The 23,642-nt window shown below is 67.1% G+C and carries 30 protein-coding genes; all 30 read left to right on the top strand.

The genetic code is table 11. The annotated features are described in order from the left end of the window. The first annotated feature begins 77 nt into the window (after positions 1-77). The 30 genes from fliD to groES all read left to right on the top strand — a co-directional run bounded on the left by fliD (position 78) and on the right by groES (position 23,633). Positions 78-1,388 (top strand): flagellar filament capping protein FliD, encoded by a 1,311-nt coding sequence (fliD, locus tag E9229_RS00465; RefSeq protein ID WP_183509257.1) that lies wholly within the window; start codon positions 78-80, stop codon positions 1,386-1,388. Further along, positions 1,388-1,798 carry a flagellar export chaperone FliS gene (gene fliS / locus E9229_RS00460; protein WP_312855563.1) on the top strand — a complete coding sequence of 137 codons (411 nt, stop codon included), beginning with the start codon at positions 1,388-1,390 and terminating at the stop codon, positions 1,796-1,798. The genes fliD and fliS overlap by 1 nt, the downstream gene beginning before the upstream one ends. Further along, positions 1,791-2,114, top strand: a complete 324-nt coding sequence (locus E9229_RS00455) for a hypothetical protein (RefSeq protein ID WP_183509256.1) — start codon at positions 1,791-1,793, stop codon at positions 2,112-2,114. The genes fliS and E9229_RS00455 overlap by 8 nt, the downstream gene beginning before the upstream one ends. 115 nt (positions 2,115-2,229) lie before the next feature. Continuing rightward, positions 2,230-2,571 carry a flagellar basal body rod protein FlgB gene (locus E9229_RS00450; RefSeq protein ID WP_183509254.1) on the top strand — a complete coding sequence of 114 codons (342 nt, stop codon included), beginning with the start codon at positions 2,230-2,232 and terminating at the stop codon, positions 2,569-2,571. Next, the gene (locus E9229_RS00445; protein ID WP_183509253.1) at positions 2,571-2,960 is read left to right on the top strand and encodes a flagellar basal body rod protein FlgC; all 390 of its coding nucleotides are present in this window, start codon (positions 2,571-2,573) and stop codon (positions 2,958-2,960) included. Before E9229_RS00450 ends, E9229_RS00445 begins: the two co-directional genes overlap by 1 nt. 5 nt (positions 2,961-2,965) lie before the next feature. Next, on the top strand, positions 2,966-3,268 hold the full coding sequence (locus E9229_RS00440) for a flagellar hook-basal body complex protein FliE (RefSeq protein WP_246380287.1): 303 nt from the start codon (positions 2,966-2,968) through the stop codon (positions 3,266-3,268). Next, positions 3,268-4,869: a flagellar basal-body MS-ring/collar protein FliF gene (gene fliF, locus E9229_RS00435; protein ID WP_246380285.1), complete on the top strand. Its 1,602-nt coding sequence runs from the start codon at positions 3,268-3,270 to the stop codon at positions 4,867-4,869. Before E9229_RS00440 ends, fliF begins: the two co-directional genes overlap by 1 nt. Then, a complete protein-coding gene (gene fliG, locus E9229_RS00430; RefSeq protein WP_183509251.1) occupies positions 4,866-5,885 on the top strand; it encodes a flagellar motor switch protein FliG in 1,020 nt (339 codons plus the stop codon). Before fliF ends, fliG begins: the two co-directional genes overlap by 4 nt. Beyond that, the gene (locus E9229_RS00425; RefSeq protein ID WP_183509249.1) at positions 5,875-6,489 is read left to right on the top strand and encodes a FliH/SctL family protein; all 615 of its coding nucleotides are present in this window, start codon (positions 5,875-5,877) and stop codon (positions 6,487-6,489) included. Before fliG ends, E9229_RS00425 begins: the two co-directional genes overlap by 11 nt. After that, positions 6,486-7,814 (top strand): FliI/YscN family ATPase, encoded by a 1,329-nt coding sequence (locus tag E9229_RS00420; protein WP_183509248.1) that lies wholly within the window; start codon positions 6,486-6,488, stop codon positions 7,812-7,814. Before E9229_RS00425 ends, E9229_RS00420 begins: the two co-directional genes overlap by 4 nt. Continuing rightward, entirely contained in the window at positions 7,808-8,239 is a 432-nt protein-coding gene (locus E9229_RS00415; protein WP_183509247.1) for a flagellar export protein FliJ, read from the top strand. Before E9229_RS00420 ends, E9229_RS00415 begins: the two co-directional genes overlap by 7 nt. Beyond that, positions 8,236-9,078 carry a C40 family peptidase gene (locus E9229_RS00410; protein ID WP_312855562.1) on the top strand — a complete coding sequence of 281 codons (843 nt, stop codon included), beginning with the start codon at positions 8,236-8,238 and terminating at the stop codon, positions 9,076-9,078. Before E9229_RS00415 ends, E9229_RS00410 begins: the two co-directional genes overlap by 4 nt. 210 nt (positions 9,079-9,288) lie before the next feature. Beyond that, on the top strand, positions 9,289-9,594 hold the full coding sequence (locus E9229_RS00405; RefSeq protein WP_183509245.1) for a hypothetical protein: 306 nt from the start codon (positions 9,289-9,291) through the stop codon (positions 9,592-9,594). A gap of 5 nt (positions 9,595-9,599) precedes the next feature. Next, a complete protein-coding gene (locus E9229_RS00400) occupies positions 9,600-10,565 on the top strand; it encodes a flagellar hook-length control protein FliK (RefSeq protein ID WP_221184327.1) in 966 nt (321 codons plus the stop codon). Between the two features lie 10 nt (positions 10,566-10,575). Further along, a complete protein-coding gene (locus E9229_RS00395) occupies positions 10,576-11,073 on the top strand; it encodes a flagellar hook capping FlgD N-terminal domain-containing protein (RefSeq protein WP_183509243.1) in 498 nt (165 codons plus the stop codon). A 48-nt stretch (positions 11,074-11,121) separates the two neighbouring features. Continuing rightward, positions 11,122-12,297, top strand: a complete 1,176-nt coding sequence (locus tag E9229_RS00390; RefSeq protein WP_183509242.1) for a flagellar hook protein FlgE — start codon at positions 11,122-11,124, stop codon at positions 12,295-12,297. Positions 12,298-12,561: 264 nt separating this feature from the next. Beyond that, entirely contained in the window at positions 12,562-12,810 is a 249-nt protein-coding gene (locus E9229_RS00385; RefSeq protein WP_183509240.1) for a flagellar FlbD family protein, read from the top strand. After that, positions 12,810-13,628 carry a motility protein A gene (locus tag E9229_RS00380; RefSeq protein WP_183509239.1) on the top strand — a complete coding sequence of 273 codons (819 nt, stop codon included), beginning with the start codon at positions 12,810-12,812 and terminating at the stop codon, positions 13,626-13,628. The genes E9229_RS00385 and E9229_RS00380 overlap by 1 nt, the downstream gene beginning before the upstream one ends. Then, positions 13,625-14,452 carry an OmpA/MotB family protein gene (locus tag E9229_RS00375; protein ID WP_183509238.1) on the top strand — a complete coding sequence of 276 codons (828 nt, stop codon included), beginning with the start codon at positions 13,625-13,627 and terminating at the stop codon, positions 14,450-14,452. The genes E9229_RS00380 and E9229_RS00375 overlap by 4 nt, the downstream gene beginning before the upstream one ends. A gap of 99 nt (positions 14,453-14,551) precedes the next feature. After that, a complete protein-coding gene (locus tag E9229_RS00370) occupies positions 14,552-15,481 on the top strand; it encodes a flagellar motor switch protein FliM (RefSeq protein WP_312855561.1) in 930 nt (309 codons plus the stop codon). After that, a complete protein-coding gene (gene fliN / locus E9229_RS00365) occupies positions 15,478-16,218 on the top strand; it encodes a flagellar motor switch protein FliN (protein WP_183509237.1) in 741 nt (246 codons plus the stop codon). Before E9229_RS00370 ends, fliN begins: the two co-directional genes overlap by 4 nt. Before the next feature lies 1 nt (position 16,219). After that, positions 16,220-16,765, top strand: coding sequence for a FliO/MopB family protein (locus tag E9229_RS00360; RefSeq protein ID WP_183509236.1), 546 nt, complete (start codon positions 16,220-16,222; stop codon positions 16,763-16,765). Continuing rightward, positions 16,762-17,595 (top strand): flagellar type III secretion system pore protein FliP, encoded by an 834-nt coding sequence (gene fliP / locus E9229_RS00355; protein WP_183509235.1) that lies wholly within the window; start codon positions 16,762-16,764, stop codon positions 17,593-17,595. Before E9229_RS00360 ends, fliP begins: the two co-directional genes overlap by 4 nt. Before the next feature lies 1 nt (position 17,596). Then, positions 17,597-17,872 carry a flagellar biosynthesis protein FliQ gene (gene fliQ, locus E9229_RS00350; RefSeq protein ID WP_183509234.1) on the top strand — a complete coding sequence of 92 codons (276 nt, stop codon included), beginning with the start codon at positions 17,597-17,599 and terminating at the stop codon, positions 17,870-17,872. 1 nt (position 17,873) lies between these two features. Further along, on the top strand, positions 17,874-18,638 hold the full coding sequence (locus E9229_RS00345; protein ID WP_312855560.1) for a flagellar biosynthetic protein FliR: 765 nt from the start codon (positions 17,874-17,876) through the stop codon (positions 18,636-18,638). Beyond that, on the top strand, positions 18,635-19,756 hold the full coding sequence (locus tag E9229_RS00340; protein ID WP_183509232.1) for an EscU/YscU/HrcU family type III secretion system export apparatus switch protein: 1,122 nt from the start codon (positions 18,635-18,637) through the stop codon (positions 19,754-19,756). Before E9229_RS00345 ends, E9229_RS00340 begins: the two co-directional genes overlap by 4 nt. Further along, positions 19,753-21,807 carry a flagellar biosynthesis protein FlhA gene (locus tag E9229_RS00335; protein ID WP_183509231.1) on the top strand — a complete coding sequence of 685 codons (2,055 nt, stop codon included), beginning with the start codon at positions 19,753-19,755 and terminating at the stop codon, positions 21,805-21,807. Before E9229_RS00340 ends, E9229_RS00335 begins: the two co-directional genes overlap by 4 nt. Then, on the top strand, positions 21,785-22,843 hold the full coding sequence (locus tag E9229_RS00330; protein WP_183509229.1) for a hypothetical protein: 1,059 nt from the start codon (positions 21,785-21,787) through the stop codon (positions 22,841-22,843). Before E9229_RS00335 ends, E9229_RS00330 begins: the two co-directional genes overlap by 23 nt. A 7-nt stretch (positions 22,844-22,850) precedes the next feature. Beyond that, positions 22,851-23,123 (top strand): carbon storage regulator CsrA, encoded by a 273-nt coding sequence (gene csrA / locus E9229_RS00325; RefSeq protein ID WP_183509228.1) that lies wholly within the window; start codon positions 22,851-22,853, stop codon positions 23,121-23,123. A gap of 213 nt (positions 23,124-23,336) precedes the next feature. Further along, the gene (groES, locus tag E9229_RS00320) at positions 23,337-23,633 is read left to right on the top strand and encodes a co-chaperone GroES (RefSeq protein WP_183509227.1); all 297 of its coding nucleotides are present in this window, start codon (positions 23,337-23,339) and stop codon (positions 23,631-23,633) included. Positions 23,634-23,642: the final 9 nt, after the last annotated feature.

Genomic DNA, 23,642 nt, shown 5'->3' with positions numbered 1-23,642 from the left:
AATCCGGATATCTCCTAAGTGACCGGAGATCCTGCGGGAGGTTTGTGGCACCACCAGCACACGAAAACGGAGGCAGCATGGGCCTGGCACTTGACGGACTCGCCAGTGGCTTGGACACCGCGGCATTGATCAAGTCACTGATGCAGGTCGAGGCGATCCCGCAGAACATTCTGAAGAACAAGTCCAAGTCGACCCAGACGATGGTTACTGCGCTTCAGGCACTGAATACCAAGGTCGCCGACCTTGCCAAGCTTGCCGCCAAGTCGGCCAAGCCCGATTCGCTGCAGTTGTTCAGTACATCTACGAGCTCTGATGCCATTAAGGTCACCGCCGGTGCTGGGGCCGCGCCCGGATCGTTGGAACTGACTGTTAAGCAAACGGCACAAAGCCAGCTCATCGTCTCCGGACCGATCGCCGAATGGGATTCGGACTCCTTCACCATCACCGCCAACGACGGCAGTGAAACCACGATCAGCGCCGCGTCGAACTCGCTGGACGACGTGATCAAGGCCGTCAACGCCTCCGCATCCGGGGTCAAGGCGGTCAAGGTGGCTGCCGGTAACGGTGAATTCCGCGTGCAGTTCACCTCAGCCGATTCCGGCGAGAAGAACTCCTTCTCCATCAGCGGCAGCACAGTGCCGCTGACTGAGATTCGCGTCGCCCAGGACGCACAAGTCACCCTGTGGACAGGAACCGACGCCGAGCAAACGATCTCCTCGGCCACGAATACCTTCACAGCCCTGATGCACGGGGTCGACGTGAGCGTCTCCAAGGCCTCCACCGAACCAGTTACGCTCACCATCGGTCGGGATACCGAAGCTTCCTCGAAGGTAGCCGCCGGCTTGGTGGAGTCACTCAATGGGCTGTTTAAATTCATTGCCACGAACTCGGCAGTCACTGCAGGCTCCGAAGGGGCGACCTCCGGGATGATCTTCACTGGAGACGGCACCGTTCGCGATGTCAACCGCAGGATCATGGATGCTGCCATCGGCCCGGTTGATGGACGTTCCCCCTCGGAGATCGGCATTTCGGTCAACCGCAACGGGTCGATCGACTTCGATGCCGAGAAGTTCGCTAAAGCGCTGAACGATGACCCGGCACGCGTCGAAAAGGTGCTGCAGGCTATTTCCAGCCGTGTGACCGGGGTTGCGGAGACACTATCCGATAAGTATGACGGGCAGATCACTACCAGGATCACTGGCCAGGAATCGATGGCCAAGCGCCTTGATGGGCAGATCATGGACTGGGATCGACGTCTGGCCACCCGTGAGGCGACCCTCAAGCGCACCTATGCGGCACTGGAGGTCCAGCTGAGCAAGCTGAATGCGCAGTCCGGCTATTTGATCTCGCAGCTGGGTTCGTTGCCGAACAACTCGCAGAACAACTAATGATGATGAACGCTGCCGCCAAACGCGCACAATTGAACCGTGAGGCCATCCTTTCGGCCAGTCCCGCCCGCCTGCTGACCATGCTGTATGACCGGCTGCTGCTGGATCTGGGCCGTGCCGAGGCTGCTCAGCTGGCCGAGCAGTGGTCGGTGGCCTCCGAGAACCTGATCCACGCGCAAGAGATCATTGCCGAACTTTCCTCGTCGCTGGATACAGGGGCTTGGGACGGGGCGGAGGGTCTGGCCGGTCTATACGCTTACCTGGGCACCGCCCTGGTTGGGGCCAACATCAACCGTGATCCGGCGCGCATCCGGGAGGCCATCGGTCTGCTCGAGCCGCTGCGCGTTGCCTGGCACGAGGCGGCTGTTGCAAACCCCATCGGGACCGCCGGGGGACTGGGCATTGGCTGAATCGGCCCCGGCGGCCGAGGAAGCCGGGTGGCTTGAGCTGATAGCTGTCATGGAGTCGGAGCTTTCGGCGCTGCGCGGCACGCTCGCCCGGGGCGGGGACCCGGAGCCGGACCCGGCCCCTTGGACACCCCCTGCCGGCCTGGGGCCGCTGCCCGTCTCGCTGGAGCCGCGCGTGTCTGCCTTGCTCGCCGAGATGGATGATGCCAAGTTGACTGTCGCCGGGAAGCGCGATGAGGCGTCGAGGCAGTTACGCGCCGTGGCAATTGTCCCGCGGCCAGCGCCCGGCAACTCGGTCTACCTTGATGTGACCGGTTAGACAGAAACAGCTAACGGCAGGTCAGCGCCTGCCGATGGTGTGCAGTAGAGCATGGATCGCTCTACCCCTTCATGCCCACGGATGGGCTGCAGAACGACCCTGGAGCAACCCCGTCGTGTTCGAATCCGTCACGTCGTTGGCCCTGGAAAGCGCCCTCGACGGTTTGGCGATGCGCCAACGTGCCATCGCCAACAACGTTGCCAACGTCAACACCCCCGGTTTCCACGCCCGTCGCGTCGATTTCGAGGACTCCCTGTCCCGGTCCATTGCCAATGGCAACGGCCGCAACAGCGCCACCACCTCGACCTCACTCGAGCCGACCCGGTTGGACGGCTCAAACGTGAACCTGGATACCGAGACGCTGTCGAACATCGATACGGTGCTGCGCTTCCAGTTCGCCGCCCAGGCTGCCTCAGGCCCGCTCAACGCTATCCGCACCGCGCTGAGGAGCAACTAATGCCCGACGCCATCGGCATTGCCGGAACCGCCCTGACGGTGCACCGCAAATGGCTCGATGCCGTTGCGGACAACCTGGCCAACGTCAACACGGCCACCGCCACCTCCGGCGATGCCTTCCGTGCCCGCTACATCGTCGCCCGCGCCGATGCCTCGGGGCAGGGCGTGCACGTGGATGGCGTCGAGTTCGGCGACGCGCAGGGGCGCATCGTGCACGAACCAAACCACCCGTTAGCCGACGCGGACGGCAACGTCCGCTACCCGGACATCGACATGTCCGAACAGATGGGTGCGCTCATCATGGCCCAGCGCGGCTACCAGGCCAATGCGGCAGTGGTCGACCGAGCCAAGGAAACCTACCAGGCAGCACTTCAGATCGGACGCAACTAATGCCCATGAGCATCGCCCCCGTTACCGCAGTGGCGCCCACCCTGGGCACCGGCTATGTGGAACCTGCCGGCGCGGCACTCACCGACGGCTCGGCCTTCGCCACGGCACTGAGCGGTGCCGTCGATAATGTCCAGTCGCTGCAGGGAACCTCGAATGACCTGGCACTGAAGGCCGTCACCGGGGATCTGACGGACATCCACGCGGCGACCTTGGCTTCCACCCGCGCCGCGGTTGCCATGGAGCTCATCTCCACCGTCCGTAACCGCGGCGTCGAGGCGTTTAACGAGATCATGAGGATGCAGGGCTGATGGCGGGCATGCCTGCGCCCCTGGCCAAACTGGGGGACTCGGTCAAGGGATTCACCCTGGCCCAGCGCACCATCGCCATCATTGGTGTCGCCGTGCTCGTGCTGGGCGGAATCGCCCTGGCCACCTATCTGAACAAACCGAACCTCTCCCCGCTGTACTCCGGGCTGGCCCCGGCCGACGCCTCCACCATCGTGGAGCAGCTCAAGGCCGATTCCATTCCCTACGAACTCACCGGCGGCGGCGGAACCATCATGGTCCCCGAGCAGAACGTCTACGACGCACGGCTCAAGGCCGCGGCCGCGGGGTTGCCCAGTTCCTCCAACGCCGGCTACTCGCTGCTGGACAACATGGGTGTGACCTCCAGCGAATTCCAGCAGGGCATCACCTACAAGCGCGCCCTGGAGGGCGAACTGGCCTCCACCATCCAGGCCATGGACGGTGTGCGAGCCGCCTCGGTGAAGCTGGCGATCCCCGAACAGAGTGTCTTCGTCGATTCCAAGACCAACCCCACGGCCTCGATCTTCATCGAAACGAAGCCCGGGGCGTCCTTGAGCCGCGACCAGGTCCAGGCGCTGGTGCACCTGACCTCCGCCGCGGTGGATGGGCTCAAGCCCGAGGATGTCGCCGTGGTCGATGCCTCCGGCAGGCTGCTCTCCGCCGTCGGTGTCGGAGCCACCGGGGGAGCTGACACGCAGGCACTGGACTACGAGGCTCGCGTGGGCACCTCGGTCCAGGCGATGCTCGACCGGATCGTGGGCCAGGGCAATGCCACCGTCGCCGTCGCCGCCGACATGAGCATGGAATCGGCCGAACGCACCTCGGAGAAGTTCAAGAATCCCAAGGGCAAACCGGCACTAAGTGAAAGCCTGAAGACCGAGAAGCTCACCGGTGCCGGCGCAAACGGTGCCGGTGCCACCGGTGTCCTGGGTCCGGATAACATCGCCGTGCCCAACGGAGCCACCAAGGACAGCAATTTCAATTCCAAGGACTCCCAACGCAACAACGCGATCGACAAAGTCACGGAGAACCGGGTGATCCCCGCCGGTTCGCTGCGCCGCCAAACGGTCTCCGTGGCCATCGATGCGCCAACGGCCCAGGGCTTGAACATGGCCGACGTGACCCAGCTGGTCTCCGGTGCCGCCGGCATCGATACGGCCCGCGGCGATGCGCTGAACGTCTCTGTCGTGCCCTTCAACATGGCAGCCGCGACAGCCGCCAAGGACGCGCTTGCAGCTGCTGCCGCCGATGAGGCGGCAGCACGCACGGCCCAGCTGCAACACCAATTGATCATCGCCGGGGTCGTCGCCCTCGCACTGGTGCTCGCCGCCGCCTACGCCCTGTACGCCCGACGGAACAAGCAGAGCCGCGAGGCCATCGACCTGGGTGAATTCCGCGAGTACCCGTCGGTCATCGAGTCCCTGGGCGAGATCCCCGGCCCGGCAACCACGACCATGGCAGTGATCCCGGCACCCGAACTGGTGCCGGCCTTCGCCTCCGACGCAAATGAAAAGCGTCGCGAGCTGTCGATGATAGCGGCAAACGATCCCAGGCAGATGGCCGACTACCTGCGCAGCGTCATGGACGATGGGAGGAACGAATGAGGAACCAGAGCCAGATCCAACTGACCGGAACCCAGAAGGTCGCCGTGGTGCTCATGCAGATGGAGCGCGAACACGCCGCCGAGGTGATGCGCCAGTTCACCGAGTTCGAGGCAGACGAGATTGCAGCCGAGCTGGTGCGCCTGCGCCGGGTTGACCCGGACCTCGCGGCCAGTGCCATCGATGAGGTGCACGAGCTGACCACCTCGGGACGCCGCAACCAGCGTGGCGGCCGGGATGTTGCAGCCGGACTGCTGGAAGCATCGTTTGGCGTCGAGCGCGCCGGTGCCGTCATGGACCGGCTCTCCTCCTCGCTTGCCGGGATGAGCTTCGACTTCCTGGACAGTGCCGAGGCCCCGCAGCTGATTGCCCTGCTGGACGGGGAACTGCCGCAGACCATCGCCCTGGTCATTGGGCACCTGCGCCCGGAGGTAGGCTCCGCCGTGCTGTCCGGGTTCGACCCGCTCATGCGTACCGAGATCGCCCGTGCGCTGGCCACCATGGGCCCGGCCTCCCCGGAGGCCGTCCGGGTGGTGGCCGAGGCGCTGAAGCTACGCGCCATCGCCGTGGTGACCCCGCGTGAGCCGGTCGAGGCAGTCGGAGGCATTGCGCCGCTGGTGGAGATCCTGAACCGCTCGGACGTGGCCGTGGAAAAGGAGCTGCTGGCCGGGCTGGATGCCCGCGACCCGAAGCTGGCCGAAGAGGTCCGCTCGCGCATGCTCACCTTCGCCGATCTGGTGAAGTTCGAGCCCCGCGACGTGCAGCGCATCCTGCGTGGCCTCGATCCCAAGACCTTGGCCTTTGCGCTGCGTGGCGCCGCCGAATCGGTGGCCGATTCCATCCGCGCCAACGTCTCCGAGCGCACCCGCGAACTGCTCGAGGCCGAATCCTCCACCATGGGCAGGGTCAGGCTCAGCGCAGTCGAGGAGGCGCGCGCCGAGGTGGTACGGATGATCCGCCAACTGGAAAACCAGGGCGAGATCACCATGACGCGCGGGGAGGAAGACTATGTCCTGTGAACCGCTGGTCTTCGAACCGGCCGCATACACTGCGTTGGCTGGGCTTGGACCCGGCGAAGATGCGACAGTGTCGGCCCGCACCCGCGGCTATGCCGAGGGGTACGCGCATGGCATCCGGGCTGCCGAGTCGGCAGCCCGGAACCAGCGCCGGGAGTTGGAGGCGCGGACCATCGAGGCCGAACGGGCCCGGACTCGCGACCACGCCCGGGCCATCGCCGTGCTGCGCACGGCGAGCGAGGCGCTGGAACGGCGCACCGTTCCGGCACTCGATCATGCCTCCGCGGTGCTGGCTGAATCGGCCCTGCTGCTGGCCGAGGCAATCCTCGGCGTTGAACTCTCAAATGCCCCCTCCGGAGCCCGGGCTGCCCTTGATCGGGCCCTGTCGGCAGGACGCGATGCCGAGATCCACTCGATCCGGATGAACCCCGCCGATCTGGGACTGCTGGACCCGGCCGTCGGCCCGGCGGCCGGCGTGAAGCTGGTGGCTGATGCCGGCCTGCTTCCCGGGGATGCCATCAGCGAATTTGCCGACGGTTTCCTCGATTCACGCATCTCCACGGCACTGGACCGCGCTCGAACCGCCCTGTTGGGCGGGGCCACATGAGCGTCGGGACCCTGACTGCCGGGTCTTGGACCGCTTTACAGTCGGCAGTGGGTGCAGCCGCACCCACGCGGGTCGGCATCGTCACCTCGGTGCTCGGCCTGGGCCTGGATATCGCCGGGCTTTCCTGCCCGCTGGGCACTGTCGTGGGCATTGGCCCGGACCGGGTCCCGGCAGAGGTCGTCGCAGCCCGGTCCAGCGGACTGCATTGCATGCCGCTGGGCTCCCTGGACGGCATCACTGTCGGGGACGAGGCCCATGCCGGATCGGGCCCCGCCCTGGTCCCGGTGGGCAGCGGCCTGCTTGGCCGGGTCATTGACGGACTCGGCCGGCCCCTTGACGGCAAGGGTCCGCTGGGCCCGCATGCCCTGGTGCAGTTGGACCGGGACCCGCCCTCGCCGCTTGAACGCCGCCGGATCACCACCCCGCTGCAACTCGGCGTGCGGGTCATGGACACGCTGACCGCCGTGGGCTCCGGGCAGCGCATCGGGCTGTTCGCCGGTTCCGGCGTCGGCAAGTCCTCGCTGCTCTCGATGATCGCCCGGGGCACCGATGCCCAGGTGAACGTGATTGCCCTGGTGGGCGAGCGCGGCCGCGAGGTGCGTGAGTTCCTCGAGGAGGATTTGGGCCCCGAGGGCCTGGCCCGTTCCATCGTGGTGGTCTCCACCTCGGATGAACCGGCACGGATGCGCCTGCGTGCCGCCTTCGTGGCGACCCGCATCGCCGAGGAGTTCCGCGCCGGCGGCGCCGAGGCGCTGCTGATGATGGATTCGCTCACCCGTGTTGCCATGGCGCAGCGCGAAATCGGGCTCTCCGCCGGCGAGCCGCCGGCAACCCGCGGCTACCCACCCTCCACCTTTTCGCTGCTGGCGCGGCTGCTCGAGCGTGCCGGCACATCGGCCGAGGGATCCATCACCGGCATCTATACGGTGCTGGTGGACGGCGATGACCACAATGAGCCGATCGCCGACTCGGCCCGCTCGCTGCTGGACGGACACATCGTGCTGGATAGGAAGCTGGCCGTGGCCGGGCACTTCCCCTCCATCGACGCCCTGGCCTCGGTCTCCCGTGTCGCATCGAAGGTCACCACCGGGCCCCAGCGTGCCGCTGCCTCGACGCTTCGCCGGGTCATGGCAGCCCGGGCCTCGGCCCAGGACCTGCTCGATGTCGGTGCCTATCAGCGCGGGGTTAACCCGCTGGTTGACGCTGCGGTAGATAACCAGGACGCCATTTCCGCGTTCCTCTGCCAGCGCCTGGATGAGCCGATGCCAGCCTCCGGATCCTGGGCGCATCTGGATGCGTTGCTGCATGGACTGGGGGTGTGCTGATGGGACGCGTTTTCCCACTGGCCGGCCTGCTGCGGCTACGTGAACTTCAGGAAAAGCGGGCTGCCGGCAAACTCGCTTCGGCGAACTCGGCGCTGCATGGTGGACAGGAGCGGGTCCTGCGGGTCCGCGACACCGTGGCAGCGTCCACGGCCGAGCCGGTGGATGCTGATGCACTGTTGGCCATCGCTGCTGCCCGGGCCTCGAGCCGCAGCATGTTGCTTGAACTCAACGCGCTGGTGGAGTCACAGGCTACCCACGTACTCAACGCGGAAACCGACTACCTGCAGGCCCGCGGCTCGGCGGCGATGCTGCAAAAACTTGCCGAGAAGCACGAAGTGATGGTCCGGACCGAGGACCTCGCCCGCGAACAGCTGCTACTTGATGATTTGGGAACCCGCCAGGGTGCCGGAAGGGCTGCATCGTGAGTTTGAATGAGGTGATGGGCCGCATCGGCGAGATTCGCGAAACGATGGCCAGCCTGACCGGCTACCGCGATGGAGCATCCGCCGGAACCGCAGGTTCCGAGGCACGGCCGGTGACCCTGCAGGACCGGATCCAGAACTCGACGGTGGCGGGCGGAACCCCCGTGGCCCCGTCGGGTATCGATCCGGAGGCCTTCACCCAGGCACTCGGTGCGGCGCTGGGCAACGGGGACGCCGTGTCGCAGCTCTCTGCCGCGCTGAACCCGGTACCGGTATCGGCCACGGTGCAGGCTACCGGGCAGGCCGGCGTGCAGTCCACGGCGCTGGTACCTGGCGCCGCACCGGTTCAGGCGGTTGCCGGGCCGGTGACATCGGGCAGCGGCACCACCGGTGACGACGTGGTCGCCGCGGCCCGCAAATACCTCGGCGTTCCCTATATATGGGGCGGAAACAACCCCAAGATCGGGTTGGACTGCTCCTCACTGGTCCAGCATGCCTTCAAGGACCTGGGCGTGAGCCTGCCCCGGGTCGCCCGGGACCAGGCAAAACAGGGCACAGAGGTTCCCTCGCTGAAACAGGCCAAGCCGGGGGATTTGATAGTGACCCGCGGTGGCGGCCACATCGGCATCTACCTGGGCGATAACAGGATGCTCCATGCTCCCCGGCCAGGGGAAAACGTGAGCATCAGGGAACTCTTTGAAACGGACGCCGACATCATGACCATCAGACGCATTGTCCCGGCAAATGCCGCGCAGGCGGCATCCGTGCCGACCGGGCATCCGACCGGTGCCGATCGCGGGCTTGCCGCGCAGCGCGCCGCGTTTGAGGGGGCTAAGACATGAACCCGGTCAGCTTCCTGACGCCGGCACCCGGTGCCCAACGATCCTCAACTGCCCCCGTCTCGGCTCCCGGCCAGTTCGAAGACGTGCTCTCCTCCTTGCTCGGTGCCGGGGAAAACACCCTCGAAGCCGGAACACCGGCGCCCGTAGAAGATTCAGCCGGTGAGCAGGGGGCCGGTACCCAGCTAACCGTCCCTGGCTTTGTGCTGCCCGATGACTATCGTCCGATGGCCCCCACCGTTTCCGGTGAACCGGCTGCCGGTGCGCCTGCTGCTCTGGCTGTCGTTGCGCCCGGTGCGCCCGTTGCGCCCGGTGCGCCTGCTGCTCTGGCTGTCGTTGCGCCCGGTGCGCCCGTTGCGCCCGGTGCGCCTGCTGCTCTGGCTGTCGCCGCGCCCGGTGCACCCGCCGCGCCCGGTGCGCTGGCTGTCGCCGCGCCCGGTGCGCCTGCTGCTCTCGCTGTCGCTGCTCCGGCTGCTCCGGCTGTCGAAGGTATCGCTACACCCGCTACACCCGCTGTAGTGGACATGGTGGGGGCAGGAACCCCGGATGCCGGAACAGCCTTACCAGCAACCACGCAGCAGCTGACCGGACCAGAGCTTGATGCTGCTTCACCGTTGCCAGCCGTCGCATCGCAGCCGGAGGAATCCGCAGTGCAGGAGCCGACCGAGGACGCTATTGGGACAGCAGCGACCACCGTCAATCCAGGGCATGTCCCGGCCGGGTTCACCGCGACGGCACCAGCTCGAGCGGCCATGGCGGTTCACGCCGAATCCCCGGTACGGCCGCTCACGGCCGCCGCGGTACTTACGGCAGGGCCGGGCGCGGAGCAGGTCCAAGGCGCCGCGCTAACGACGTCCTCCCACCCGGTTCCGCCGCTTGCCGCAACGGCGGGGCAACCAGTAGTTGCCCTTCCGATCCCGCTGCTCGTCCCCGTTGAGGAGACACCGGCAGGCGCCGCCCCGCATGGAATGGCCAATGCTTCGGTACAGCTGGAACCCGCCACTGCTCTGGCACCCGCTCTTGCCTCCGCCCCGGTTCGGGCGCCACAGGCCGAACCCCTGCACCGCCAGTTGGCCGGTCCGTTGCTGATGCTAGCCACCGGCCCGCACGGCGAACGCACGCTCAGCATCCAGGTAGCCCCGGAAGCCCTGGGGCCGATCACCGTCAAAGCGGTGATCGGAGTCGAGGGGTTGCGTGTTGAACTCACGGCACCCGGTGAAGCCGGCCGTGAGGCACTACGGAACATGCTTCCTGAGCTGCGCCGCGAACTTGCTTCCACGGGCGCCGGAACGGTGCACATCGGCACCGGACCGGAGCAGGGTGGCACAGGCAACGGTCCGGCCTCCGGGGGAGCGGGGCACTTTGCCCCGGGCCGCCAATGCCCCGGATCGGCAGCGGGTCCCCAGCCGGGGAGCCCTGCGCAGCTGCCGGAACCCGCTGCACCGGTAACATCCACCACCCGTTCATCCGGCCTCGACATACTGGCCTAGGAAGGAAGACATGCCTATTCCACCTATCGGTGTGGCCACCGCGGGAGCTGCCGCCCAGCCACCTCGAGTCCCCAAAAAGACCTTGGACGGCGAAGTGTTCCTGCACCTGCTGGTGACCCAGCTGGCCAACCAGGATCCGAGCTCGCCCATGGATACCAACGAGATGATTGCCCAGACCACTCAGCTGGCCTCCATGGAGAAGCTGAACATGCTCAGCGCCACGCAGGACGTCGCGTTGGGCTTCCAGCAGCGCACCGCTGTCGCATCGTTGATCGGCACGGAGGTCACCACCGGTGGTGACAGCCCGATCACCGGGATAGTCACGGGCGTCTCCTTCGCCGGGAACGAGCCGCAACTGACTATCGGGGATCAACAGGTGTCCTACGGCAACGTCCTGAGCATCCGCCAGGTCTCTGGCAGCCCGGGAATACCCGATCTCCCGGAAACCCCTGATGCCCCAGAGTCTCCCGAACCCCCCGAAGTCCCGGAAATCGGCACCGCGGCGTAACGCCCTCCATCATCTTTTTTCCCCATACCGCTCGCTGAAAGGCACATCATGCTCCGCTCGCTGTACTCCGGAATCTCCGGCCTCCGCGCCCACCAGACCATGCTCGACACCACTGGCAACAACATCGCCAACGTGAACACAGCGGGCTTCAAGTCCTCCTCGGTCCAGTTCCAGGACACGCTCTCGCAGATGACCCAGGGTGCCACCACGCCCCAGGCCAACACCGGTGGCCGCAACCCGGCCCAGGTCGGCCTCGGCGTGCAGGTCGCCGGCATTGCCATGAACTTCACCCAGGGTTCGGCGCAGAACACCGGCCGCGCTACCGACATGATGATCGCCGGCGACGGCTTCTTCCTGACCCGTTCGGGGACTACTACCACGCTGACCCGTGCCGGTGCCTTCGACTTCGATCCCCGCGGGCGCCTGACCAGCCCCGACGGCGGCATCGTGCAGGGCTGGATGGCCGACAACAACGGCGTGCTGCCCAACGGCGGCTCCGTCCAGGACATCATCTTGCCCAGTGGCCTCATCGCCCCCGGAGCCGCAACCACCACGGCAAAGCTGGCTGGCAACCTGCCCAAGGAAACCGCGGTAGGCGACACCATCACGCAGGACAAGGAGGTCTTCGCTGCCGACGGATCCAGCCGCACCATGAATATGACCTTCACCCGCACCGCGGCCGGATGGGACATTGCGGCCAACGACGGCATCGGCCCCGTCGTGAACCAGTCGTTGATGCTGGACGGCCAGGGCAAGCTGAACGGCACCAGCATGGCCGTCGGCGGCATCACCGTGGACCTGACCAAGGTCACCGGCTACGCCGGACTGAAGACCGTGTCCATCTCCGAGCAGAACGGCCGCTCGGCCGGATCCTTGGAGTCCTACACGTTGGGCTCGGACGGTACCCTGACCGGTACCTTCAGCAATGGAACCCAGCAGGCCATTGCCCAGATCGTGCTCGGCTCCGTGTCAAACCCGGCCGGCCTGCAGAAGACCGGTGGCTCGGGCTACGCCGTCACTGCCAACTCCGGTGAAGTGGAATTCGGCACACCGGGCGCCGGTGCCATGGGCGCCATCGCCGGCGGCATGCTGGAGATGTCCAACGTCGACCTTTCCCAGGAATTCACCAACCTGATCGTGGCCCAGCGCGGCTTCCAGGCCAACGCACGCATCATCACCACCAGCGACGAGATCCTGCAGGAACTGGCCAACCTCAAGCGCTAAAACCGCCTGTGACCACCACGTAAAAACCCCGCTGCACAAAGACTTGCGCAACGGGGTTTTTACGTGGGCAGGACTGGCAGCTGCTGCCGCATCGCCACCGTCCGGGGCGCGGGGCGGGCTGGTCCCGGGCCGGTGCTTGACCTGCCTGGTACGCTCCCGGGCCGGGGTGGTGGGAGCTGCGTCATGCGGGGTCCTGGCGCTTCCACCCAGCTAACGGGAACGGCCCGGCTGCCGAGAGTGTGGGCTGAAAGGACCGGTGTAAACATGATCGTTGTGACAAGGCTTAACGCCACCCGTTTCGCGATCAATCCCGATCTGATCGAACGGATCCAGGAGAACCCCGACACCGTGGTGGTGTTGGTGAACGGGGCCAAATACGTGGTCACCGAATCCATGGAAGAGCTCATCGGGCTGATCGCTGCCCAGCGCGCGCGCGTGGTGTCCCTGGCCCACCTTGGTGGCCCCGAAGACCGGATCCCCTCAACACCCCAGCCCTTACCCCGGAGGCCATAGTGGATCCCGCAACCCTCATAGGCCTGCTGCTGGCCTTCGGTGCCATGTTCACCATGCTGCAGATGGAGGGCGCCAACGTCTCCTCCATCCTGCTTCCCGCCCCGATGATCATCGTGTTTTTCGGAACCATCGCCGTCGGCCTGGCCAGCGGTACCCTGGCCGACGCCTTGCTCGCCGTGAAGGCACTGCCCTCGGCCTTCAAGGGAAAGATCAGCTCAGCATCGGTACTCATCGAACGGCTGGTGGAACTGGCTGGAATCGCCCGCGGCAACGGGCTGCTGGCGCTCGAAGCCGAGGCCCACGTCACCAAAGACCCGTTCCTGGCCCGCGCACTGCAGTCGCTGGCCGACGGGGTCGACGGCGATGACCTGCGCGACGCGCTTGAGGACGAGATAGCCACCCGTGAACGCGTCGATGCCGTCGCCTACAAGTGGTTCGCCACGCTCGGCGGCTTCGCACCGACAGTGGGCATCATCGGCACGGTGATCTCCCTGACGCACGTGCTGGAAAACCTTTCCAAGCCCGACGAGCTCGGGCACATGATCGCGGCGGCCTTCGTGGCCACACTGTGGGGCCTGGTCTCTGCCAACTTCATCTGGCTGCCCATCGGTACCAGGCTGCGCCGGCTTGCGGAGATCGAGGCGGACCGCATGGTGCTGGCAATGGAGGGCATCCTCGCCATCCAGGCCGGCACCCAGCCGATCCTGCTTGAGGAGCGTCTGCGTTCCATGGTCCCGGCCCATGAACTGCGTGGCAGCAAGTCGAAGAAGGAAGCCACCGCTGAATCACCGCTGCGCGAATTCGAGGAGGCGGCATGAGTTCCCGCAGCCGAAGTTCCCGGCGCGGCCGCGGCGGTGGCGCCGCCGGCGGCCACGATGGCCCCGATGAGCGTTGGATGGCCTCCTACATGGACATGGTCACCGTGCTGATGTGCTTGTTCATCGTGCTCTACGCGATGTCCACGGTGGATCAGGACAAGTTCGCGGCGTTGAAGAACTCGCTGGCCACGGGGTTCGGCAGCGTGGCCTCACAGAATGCGGATACGGCGGAGGGAATCGTGGTGCCCCCGGAACTCATCGGTTCCGAGGGGCTGCTGGCCAGCGCCGAGCTCGATGACAAGACCAGGGAAACGCTGACGGCGCTGGCCAAGTCCGAGCAGGACGATCTGCTGGAGCTCAAGGAGCGCATCGAGGGACGGCTCGAGGAATCCGGCCACAAGGGCGCAGCAGCCTTCTCGATCAACCAGCGCGGGCTGACCATCAGGCTGGTCAGTGCCGAGACCTTTTTCGAACCCAACAGCGCGACGATGACGGCCAATGCGAAGCAGATCCTGGGCGCCATCGCCCCGGTGCTGGCCCCGACGGACCGGCACTTCGAGATCGAGGGGTTCGCCGACGTGCTGACCCCCGCGGCCCCGTACCCTACCAACTGGGAACTCTCTGCCAGCCGGGCCACCCGGGTGCTGCGTAACCTGGTCGAGGACGGCGGGGTCAAGGCTCCGCGGATCTCCTCCGTCGGCTATGGCGATGCACGGCCGATCGCCGGCCGCAAGAACCTCTCGCTGAACCGGCGCGTGGACGTCGTGGTGCTGTCCAACCAGCCGGAAAGCGTGCGCAACCTGCTGCCCGGATACTCCGGCTGATTCAGCCTTGGACCTTCCGCACGCCCCCCTGCCCGGGGCGCGGGTGGCGAATCTGGAGAACTGCTAACGCTTGCACCGAGCCGTCCGATAGTGGAAACCGTGACTGCCCTGCCCGTGCGGGATCCCGATGAGGGGACTCCTAGACAAACACGCCCCAACGCCGCTGAAGCAGTACCCTACGACTTCCGTCGGCCCACCACACTGGCCCGCGAGCACGCCCGCGTGCTGGAACTGGCCTTTGAGACCTTCGCCCGGCAGTGGGGCACCCAGCTCACGGCCAAGGTCAGGGTCATGTCCCAGGTCTCCTTGGTCTCCCTCTGCATGCAGGCCTATGACGACTACGTGTCCCTGCTTCCAGCCACCACGACCATGGTGCTCTGCGAAACACCCGGTTCCGGTGCCAAGGCCAAGGCCGTCATCCAGTTCCCGGCAGCGGCAGCACTTAACTGGATCTCGCACATGCTCGGCAGTCCCGGTCCCAGTGACATCGCCGAACGCAAGTTCACCCGGATCGAGCAGACGCTGGTCCGCGGACTGATGAACGAGGCCTTGGAAGACCTGCATTACTCGCTGGGCACCCTGCTAGAACGGCCCCTGAGCGTGGACGGGATTACGCATAACTCGCAGTTCGCGCAGGCTGCGGCAAAGTCCGAGCTCGTCATTGCCGCGACGCTGCGCGTCCGCGTGGGGGAGCGCAGCACCGTGGCAAGCATCGCGCTTCCCGCCGAACTCTTGTTGCCCCAGCTGGGGGACGCAGACACCGGCCCCGCCGACGGGGATACCGCCGGGCTGCTCGCCCAGCACCTCTCCGGCATTCCGGTGGACCTGGCGTTGCGCCTGGCGCCCTCCGCCGTCACCCCCGGCACCATCTTGAACCTCGCGGTGGGCGACGTCCTGGCACTGCCGCACCCCACGCACCGCCCCTTTGAACTGTCAGTCGACGGGCGGCGGCTGGGTACAGCTGCGGCCGGGACCCGCAGCGGCCGGATTGCCGCAGTTGTCGTATCCACCGAGGAGAACCCAGCATGAACCACCCACCAGTCTCCAGCCCGGTCCTGCACTCCACCGCGCTGTACACCGCCGCTGCACAGGCACTCGCCGCGATGCTGCCCACCGAGGCCCCGGTCACCGCGACGCTGTGCTCCGGCCCGCGTCCGGTCATGAGCTCCGCTGGCCACGGTGCCGGTGCCAGCTTCGTCGGAGAACTTTCGGCCGACGTGCTGGTCCAGGTGAACGCCGGACTGCTCGGCGGAACCCCCGGCGATACCAGTGCCCTGGTTTCCGGGGCCGACGTGCTGCGTCCCGCGCTGGAGGCATCCACCGGCGTGCTGGGCACCGGCGTGCTTTCCGCCGGCCCGGCGATCCAGGACGACGCGCTGCTCGGCGATGGCGAAACCGTGTGCTTCGACCTGGCCAGCGCCGGTGAACTGATCGGCTTCTTCGCCCTGCGCATCCGCGAAAACGCAGCCCCCGAGGCGGCCCGGGCGACATCCGATGCCGAGCGTGCCGATGTCGGCGCCCGCCTGGGCCGGATCAACAGCGTAGAAATGGCGCTGACGGTGGAAATCGGGCGCACCCGGATGTCGGTGCGCGACGTGCTGAACCTGGAAACCGGTGCCGTGGTCGAGCTGGACCGTTCGGCCGGCGCCCCGGCCGACGTGCTGCTCAACGGCCGGCTCATCGCCCATGGCGAGGTGGTCGTGATGGACCAGGACTACGGGATCCGCATCACCAAGATCCTCGACGTTGCCGAGGGCCTGGGCTAGATTGGACACTTTTTTCCTCCTGCTGCGGGTACTGGTTTCACTCGCTGCGGTGCTTGGCCTGCTCTTCTACCTGCGCAAGCGCCTGCTGCCGCGCTTTGCCTCGGCCGCCACCGGCGAGGTGCGGATCATCGAGCGCCACGGTGTCGGTCCGAAGTCCTCCGTCGTGCTGCTCGAATCGGGTTCCAAGCGCTACCTGCTGGGCGTCGGTGAGGCCTCGGTCAACGTGCTCGACAGCTATGACGCGCCCGAGGTCCAGGAGCCGGAACTCCCGGTTTCCACCGGCACCGGCCCGCGCTTCGCATTGAGCCTGCTGAAGGCCTCCGGCCCGGCCGCCCCGGAGCCGAAGCATGCCCGGGCCGGATTCGATCAGGACGCGGAACCCGGCCTTGCCGCCTTCGATGAGCTGCTCGATCCCTCGCGGCGCTCCAGGCGTACCGTTCCGGGGCCCCTCCGGCCGCAAGCAACCGGCGTGCTTGCCGGTTCGATCCTTTCCCCGGCGACCTGGAAGCAGGCCGCCGAGGCACTGAAGCGGAGCATCTCCGCATGAGTTCACCCGTCATTGCGCACCGGCTCCCGGTGCGCCTGCTGATCCTTGGCGCGTGCATCGCGCTGCTGGTCCTGGCCCTGGCGGTGCTCGGCATCCCGGGCGCCGCCCCGGCATCCGCAGCCCCGCTTGACCCCGGGAGCACCCCGGGCTCCGGCAATGGCGGGGTCTCGGTGGAGATCAACGGGCCCGACGGCGCCCCCAGTTCGGCCATCGTCACGCTGATTGCCATCACCCTGCTCTCGGTCGCCCCGGCATTGCTGCTGATGATGAGTTCGTTCACCAAGATCTTCGTGGTGCTGGCGATGACCCGCAACGCGCTGGCGCTGCCGACCATTCCGCCGAACCAGGTGCTCGCCGGCCTGGCGCTGTTCCTTTCGCTGTTCATCATGGCCCCGGTGCTGAGCCAGATGAACGAGCTCGGCGTGCAGCCCTATCTCGATGGCACGTTGGACTTCGGCCAAGCCCTGGAGGCCGGCGTCGAACCGCTGCGCCAATTCATGCTGCTGCATACGCGCGAGGCGGACATCGCGCTGATGACCCGGGCCGCGCAAATGCCCAACCCGGCGACCCCGGCCGACGTGGAACTGACCACGTTGATCCCCGCCTTCATGCTCTCGGAGCTGCGGGCCGCGTTCATCATCGGCTTCGTCGTCTTCGTCCCGTTCCTGGTCATCGACCTGGTGGTCTCCTCGGCGCTGATGTCGATGGGCATGATGATGCTCCCGCCGGTGATGATCTCGCTGCCGTTCAAGATCCTGCTCTTCGTGCTGGTGGACGGCTGGGCCCTGATCCTCACGGCGTTGATCGGCAGTTACAGGACGGGTGGTTGACATGGATCCCAATGCCGTATTGGACATCGGGCTTGCGGGCCTGCTGGTGGCCGCCAAGCTGGCCGCACCGGTGCTGATCACCTCGCTGGTGGTCGGCTTCTCCATCTCGTTGTTCCAGTCGATGACCCAGATCCAGGAGGTCACCCTCTCCTTCGTGCCCAAGGCGGCCGCCGTGGCCATGGCGCTGCTGGTCTGCGGGCACTGGATGATCTCCGAGATGATGCTCTTCACCCACGAACTCTTCGATAAGCTGCCCTCGCTGCTGCAGGGCGGCTGAGGTGGAGGTCTCGCTGCCGCTCGCCACGCTCGAGGCCATGCTGCTTGCCTCGCTGCGCGTGACGGCGTTCATCGTGGTGGCGCCCCCGTTCTCGCATAATGCGTTCCCGCTGCGGATCAAGGCGATGATCGGCGTGGGCCTGGCGCTTGCCGTGGTTCCGCGGACCAGCGCCGGGTACACCTCGCTGGAAACCGGACCCTTCCTGGGCGCGCTGGTGCTCGAACTGATCACCGGTGCGGCGCTGGGCCTGCTGGTGATGATCGTCTTTTCCGCCGTCCAGGCGGCCGGCGGGCTGCTCGATCTGTTCGGCGGCTTCCAGATGGCCCAGGGCTTTGACCCGCAGTCGATGGTCAACGGCGCCCAGTTCTCCCGCTTCTTCCACTTTGCCGCGCTGGCGCTGCTGCTCGCCTCCGACGGCTACCAGCTGGTGCTCGCCGGGCTGTTCCGCTCCTTCGACGTGATACCGCTGGGCGGCGGCATCGGGCTGGATGCCGTCGCCTACCAGGGTGTTGCCGCCGTGGGCCAGATGTTCATTGCCGCCGTGCAGATCGCCGGACCGCTGCTGGTGGTGCTGGTGCTCGCGGACATCGGCCTGGGCCTGCTCACCCGAGCGGCGCCGGCACTCAACGCGTTCGCGATGGGCTTCCCGCTGAAGATCATGTTGACCCTGGCCCTGGCCGGCACGGTGTTCGTGGTGCTGCCATCGGTCGTCTCGGCGCTGGTACGCCAGGGGCTGGAAGCCATCGGGGCGGTGATCGGGCCATGAGCGAGGATTCGGGCGAACGCAGCGAAAAAGCCACCGACCAGCGGATGAAGGATGTCCGTTCCAAGGGCAAGACCTCCCGCTCGCAGGACCTCGCCGCCTGGCTGGGCATCGGCGCCGCTGCACTGATGATTCCGGGGCTGATTTCACTGGCCACGCAGGCGATGCGCGTCCAGGTGCAGACGTTCGAGGCTGTCATCGCCCACCCGGAGCCGGCCGTCGCGCTGGCCGCGCTGGATGCCGGCTTCGCTTCGATGCCGGGCATCCTGGCGCCGATGCTCATCGTGGCGTTGGTGACGGTGATAGCCGTCTCCACGGCCCAGGGCGGGATCCGCTTCAAGAAGTTCAAGATCGATCCGAAGAACCTGGACCTGATCGCCGGAACCAAACGGGTCTTCGGGCCGCAGGCCCTGTGGCAGGGGCTCAAGGCGCTGCTGAAGCTCACGGTGATCGCCCTGGTGCTCTGGACCGTGATCTCCACGCTGATGCCGCTGCTGCTGCTGTCCGGTTCGTTGCCGCTGTCATCGCTGCTGGCGTCGGGTTCCGCCGGGGCGACATCGCTGATCCGGGCCTCGGTGATGGCCGGCATGGTGCTGGCCGCCATCGACGTCTTCGTGGTCATGCGGCGCAACCGGAAGCACACCCGGATGACCCGCAAGGAAGTCACCGACGAGCACAAGCGCTCCGACGGCGACCCGCTGATCAAATCCCAGCGCCGCTCCCGGCAGATGGCCATGAGCCGGAACCGGATGATGGCCGGCATTGCCGATGCCGACGTGGTCATCGTGAACCCGGTGCACTTTGCCGTGGCACTGAAATACGAACCCGGCGTCTCGGCCCCGCGGGTTGTCGCCAAGGGCGCCGGGCATGTGGCCGGGCGCATCCGCGAGGAAGCCGGGCGCACCCGGGTCCCGCTGGTCAAGGACATTGCCCTGGCCCGGATGCTGCATGCCGACTGCGGGATCGGCTCCGAAATCCCGGTGGGTGCCTACGACCAGGTCGCCCGGGTGCTGGCCTTCGTGATGGCGCTGAAGGTCCGCGGAGCCGCCGACGCCATCCACACGCTCCCGGGCGCAAGCCCGGTTCCCGACCCCGTCCACACCACCGGAGGCACCGAATGAAACTAGCCGGCCTGTCCAAGATCGCCGTCCCGTTGGGCGTGGTGGGCATCATCATGCTGCTGGTGGTACCGATCCCCGCCGCGCTGCTCGACGTGCTGATAGCCGTCAGCATCATGCTGGCGCTGGTCATCCTGCTCACCACGATGTTCGCCAAGCGGCCGCTGGACTTCTCCGTGTTCCCCTCGCTGCTGCTGGTGGCAACGCTGCTGCGCCTGGGCCTGAACGTCGCCTCCACCCGGCTGGTGCTGGGCAACGGCTATGCCGGGGAGGTCATCGGTGCTTTCGGCGATATCGCCGTGGGCGGCTCGCTGATCATCGGCTGCGTGATCTTCCTGATCCTGGTGGTCATCCAGTTCGTCGTGGTCACCAAGGGTGCCGAGCGCGTCGCCGAGGTCGGTGCCCGCTTCACCCTGGATGCGATGCCGGGCAAGCAGATGGCCATCGACGCGGACCTGAACGCCGGGCTGATCACCGACTCGCAGGCGCGCGAGCGCCGGGCCGAGGTGGCTGCCGAGGCCGACTTCTACGGTGCCATGGACGGTGCTTCGAAGTTCGTCAAGGGCGATGCCATCGCCGGGCTGATCATCATCATCATCAACCTCGTCGGTGGCATCGCCATCGGCATGATCCAGCGCGGCATGGAGGTCGGCGAGGCGTTGAACACCTATGCGCTGCTGACCATCGGCGATGGGCTGGCCACGCAGATCCCGGCGCTGCTCATGGCCGTGTCCACCGGCATGATCGTCACCCGCTCCAATGCAGCGGACGACATGGGTTCCACCGCCTCGGCGCAGCTGGCGCAGTCGCGCACGGCGCTGCTGATCGCCGGCTCCTCGGCAATTGCCCTGGCCCTGGTGCCGGGCATGCCCAAGCTCCCGTTCGTGTTGATCGGCGGGCTGCTGATCTTCACCGCACAGCGGATCAAGGCGATCACCGCCGCGAAGGAAGCAGCGCAAAAGTCAATGGCAGCGGCCGAATCGGCGGTGGTGCCCAAGGAGACCACGGAGGACCTGCTCGAGGCGATGCGGGTGCATGCGCTGGAAATCCAGTTGGCACCGGATTTGGTCGACGTGGTCAATGGGGGAGGAGATGACCTGCTGGCCCGGGTGCGTGCGCTGCGCAGGCGCATCGCCCTGGAGCTGGGCATCGTGGTGCCCCCGGTGCGCACGCGAGACTCCGTGGACCTGCCGCCGGCCACCTACGTCATCCGCATCGCCGGGGTCGAAGCCGGCCGCGGGACGGCCCCGCGCGGCAAGGTGCTGGCCCTGGGCGACCAGCTGGATGCGCTGCCCGGTATCGCCGTGAACGAGCCGGTCTTCGGACTGGCCGGTAAATGGATCCCCGCCGAGCTGCGGCACAACGCCGAAATGGCCGGTGCCACCACCATCGACCGGGTCTCGGTGGTGGTCACCCACCTGTCCTCGATCGTGCAGTCGCAGGCGGCGCGGCTGCTCACCCGGGAGGATGTGCGCGTGCTCACCGAGGGAGTGCGCGAGGTCAGCCCATCGGCAGTCGACGAGCTGGTGCCCGCGATGCTGTCCCTGGCCGAGGTCCAGCGCGTGCTGCAGGGGCTGCTGGTCGAAGGGGTGGCCATCAACGACCTGCAGCGCATCTACGAGGCGCTGAGCCTGCGCGCCAAGGCCTCCACCGACCCCGAGGGGCTCATTGAGGCGGCGCGGACCGCGCTGGGTCCGGCGCTGGCAGTGCCGTACCTCGAGGGCAATCTGCTGCGCGTGGTGATGATCGACCCGGTACTTGAGCAGTCGATGCTCGAGGGCCTGCGCCCCTCCGAACACGGAACCCAGATCATGCTCGATGCCCACCGGCTTGAGTCGGTGCTCGGATCGGTGAAGGATACCGCCGCGCTGATCGAATCCCGCGGGCTTTCGGCCGTGCTGGTCTGCGCCCCGGCGCTGCGCCCCGCCGTGCGCAGGTTGCTGGCCGGTAACGCCGCTTCCCTGCCGGTGCTCTCCTACCAGGAGGCCACGGCGGGCGGCACGGAGATCGAAACCGTGGGGGTGGTGCGCGGTGCCGAGCAGATTACGGCTTGAGGCACCCAGCGCCGCGGAACTGACGAGGCGGATCCGGGCCGAGCACGGACCGGCAGCCCGGATCATTTCCGCCGAGAAGGTCACGCGCGGGGGAGTGGGCGGCTTCCTGGGCCGGACCCACTATGAGGCGCTCATCGAGATCCCGGACGAGGGGACGGGCCCTGCGGCCCCGGTTCCCGCGGCCGTTCCCGGTCCGGCAGTTCCGGCGGCACCGGCTTCCCGCGGTCGGCGCTCGCGTGCCACGGCGCCGGCCTCGCGGGTGGGCATCGCCGCGTTGCTGGCCGAGGCCGAGGGTGCCGAAGCCAGGATCCACGGGCGCGAGGAGCCGGTGGTTGCCACCGGCACCCCGGACTTTGCCCGGGTCATGGACCAGTTGGCCTTCGAGCAGTCCCCGCGCCGACGGGCGCTGGAGCCGGGACCGGCACCGGCCTCCGCTGCCACACCCACCGGCCCGGGCGTGCGGGTTCCGCTTTTCCCGGGCCCGGCCCGGCTGGCAGCGCAGGATGTCGCAGCGCCGCGCGGACCGCTGCCGCTGCACGGCCCCGGCGACCTGGTCCTGGTGATCGGGTTGTGGGCCGACGCGCACGGTGCCGCGCGCGTGCTGGCACCCGAGGGTGCCATCGTGGCGGCCGTCGGCGAACTGGCCGCGATGTTCGCCGCAGGTTCCGCCGCCGTGGCGCCGCTGGCCGACCGCCGTGCCGTGCTGGGCGCCCGTGCCGGCGCGGTGGCCGCCGGTGTTCCGCTGGTCGTCGCCCTGGCACTGGACCCGGTGGCCGACATGGCGGCCCAGCTGGCACCGCTCGAGCTCCTGTCCCCGGACCAGCTCTGGGCCGCCGTCGATGCCGGGCGCAAACCGGTTGACAGTGCGGCATGGCTGGCGGCGCTGGGTGCCGTGCATCAGATCGATGCCGTTGCGGCACTGAACCGGGCCGAGACGCTGAGCCCGGAAACAGTGGATGAGTTGGGCTTTCCGGTGTTGGATGTGGCTGCCTTCGGGCGCGCCCGAACGAAGGTGAAGCCCGTTACTGGGCTATGATGAGCCGGTGCTGGTACTTACCCGGAAGGTCGGAGAACAGATCCTGATTGGCGAGGACATCGTGGTGACCGTCCTTGATGTCCGCGGTGAATCGATCAAGATCGGCATCGACGCGCCCAAGGGCGTGCGGATCCAGCGCCAGGAAGTCATCGCAGCCGTCGCCGAGGTCAACCGCGCCGCGGCAGCCGCCAACAATGCGGCCACGGCGTCCCGCCTGAGCTCGTTGCTTTCCGGTGGAATGCCGGCCGCACCAGCCACCCCCACCGAACCCGACGCCTGAGCGCCCGCCCCAAAGCCCTGCGCCGAGGGCGTAAAGCTGACACAAACTGGCACTCGCCTTGACCGAGTGCCAGCCGTTGCCTAGAGTCGTTTACGGCACCCGGCCCGTTCGGGAGCCGAAAGCCTGAGGTACTTGCCAGCTGGCACCGCGACGACGGTTGGTAGCGCCCCAACGGCCCGTAAACCATTGGTAACTCATGCAAAGGAGAGATCCGTGTCGATCTCCATCAAGCCTCTCGAGGATCGTATTGTTGTCCAGCCGCTCGAAGCAGAGCTGACGACGGCTTCCGGCCTCGTTATCCCGGACTCCGCCAAGGAAAAGCCCCAGGAGGGCAAGGTCGTGGCTGTTGGACCGGGCCGCGTCGATGACAACGGCAACCGCGTTCCGGTCGACGTTGCCGAGGGCGACGTCGTGATCTACTCCAAGTACGGCGGAACCGAAGTCAAGGTTGCCGGCGAGGAGTACCTCGTACTCTCCGCCCGCGACGTGCTGGCCATCGTCGTCAAGTAGTTTCCCCGT

The sequence above is a fragment of the Paeniglutamicibacter cryotolerans genome (assembly GCF_014190875.1).
GTDB classification, from domain to species: Bacteria; Actinomycetota; Actinomycetes; order Actinomycetales; family Micrococcaceae; genus Paeniglutamicibacter; species Paeniglutamicibacter cryotolerans.
The sequence above is the reverse complement of the archived record's forward strand: the minus strand, read 5'-3'. Positions and strand labels throughout refer to the sequence as shown.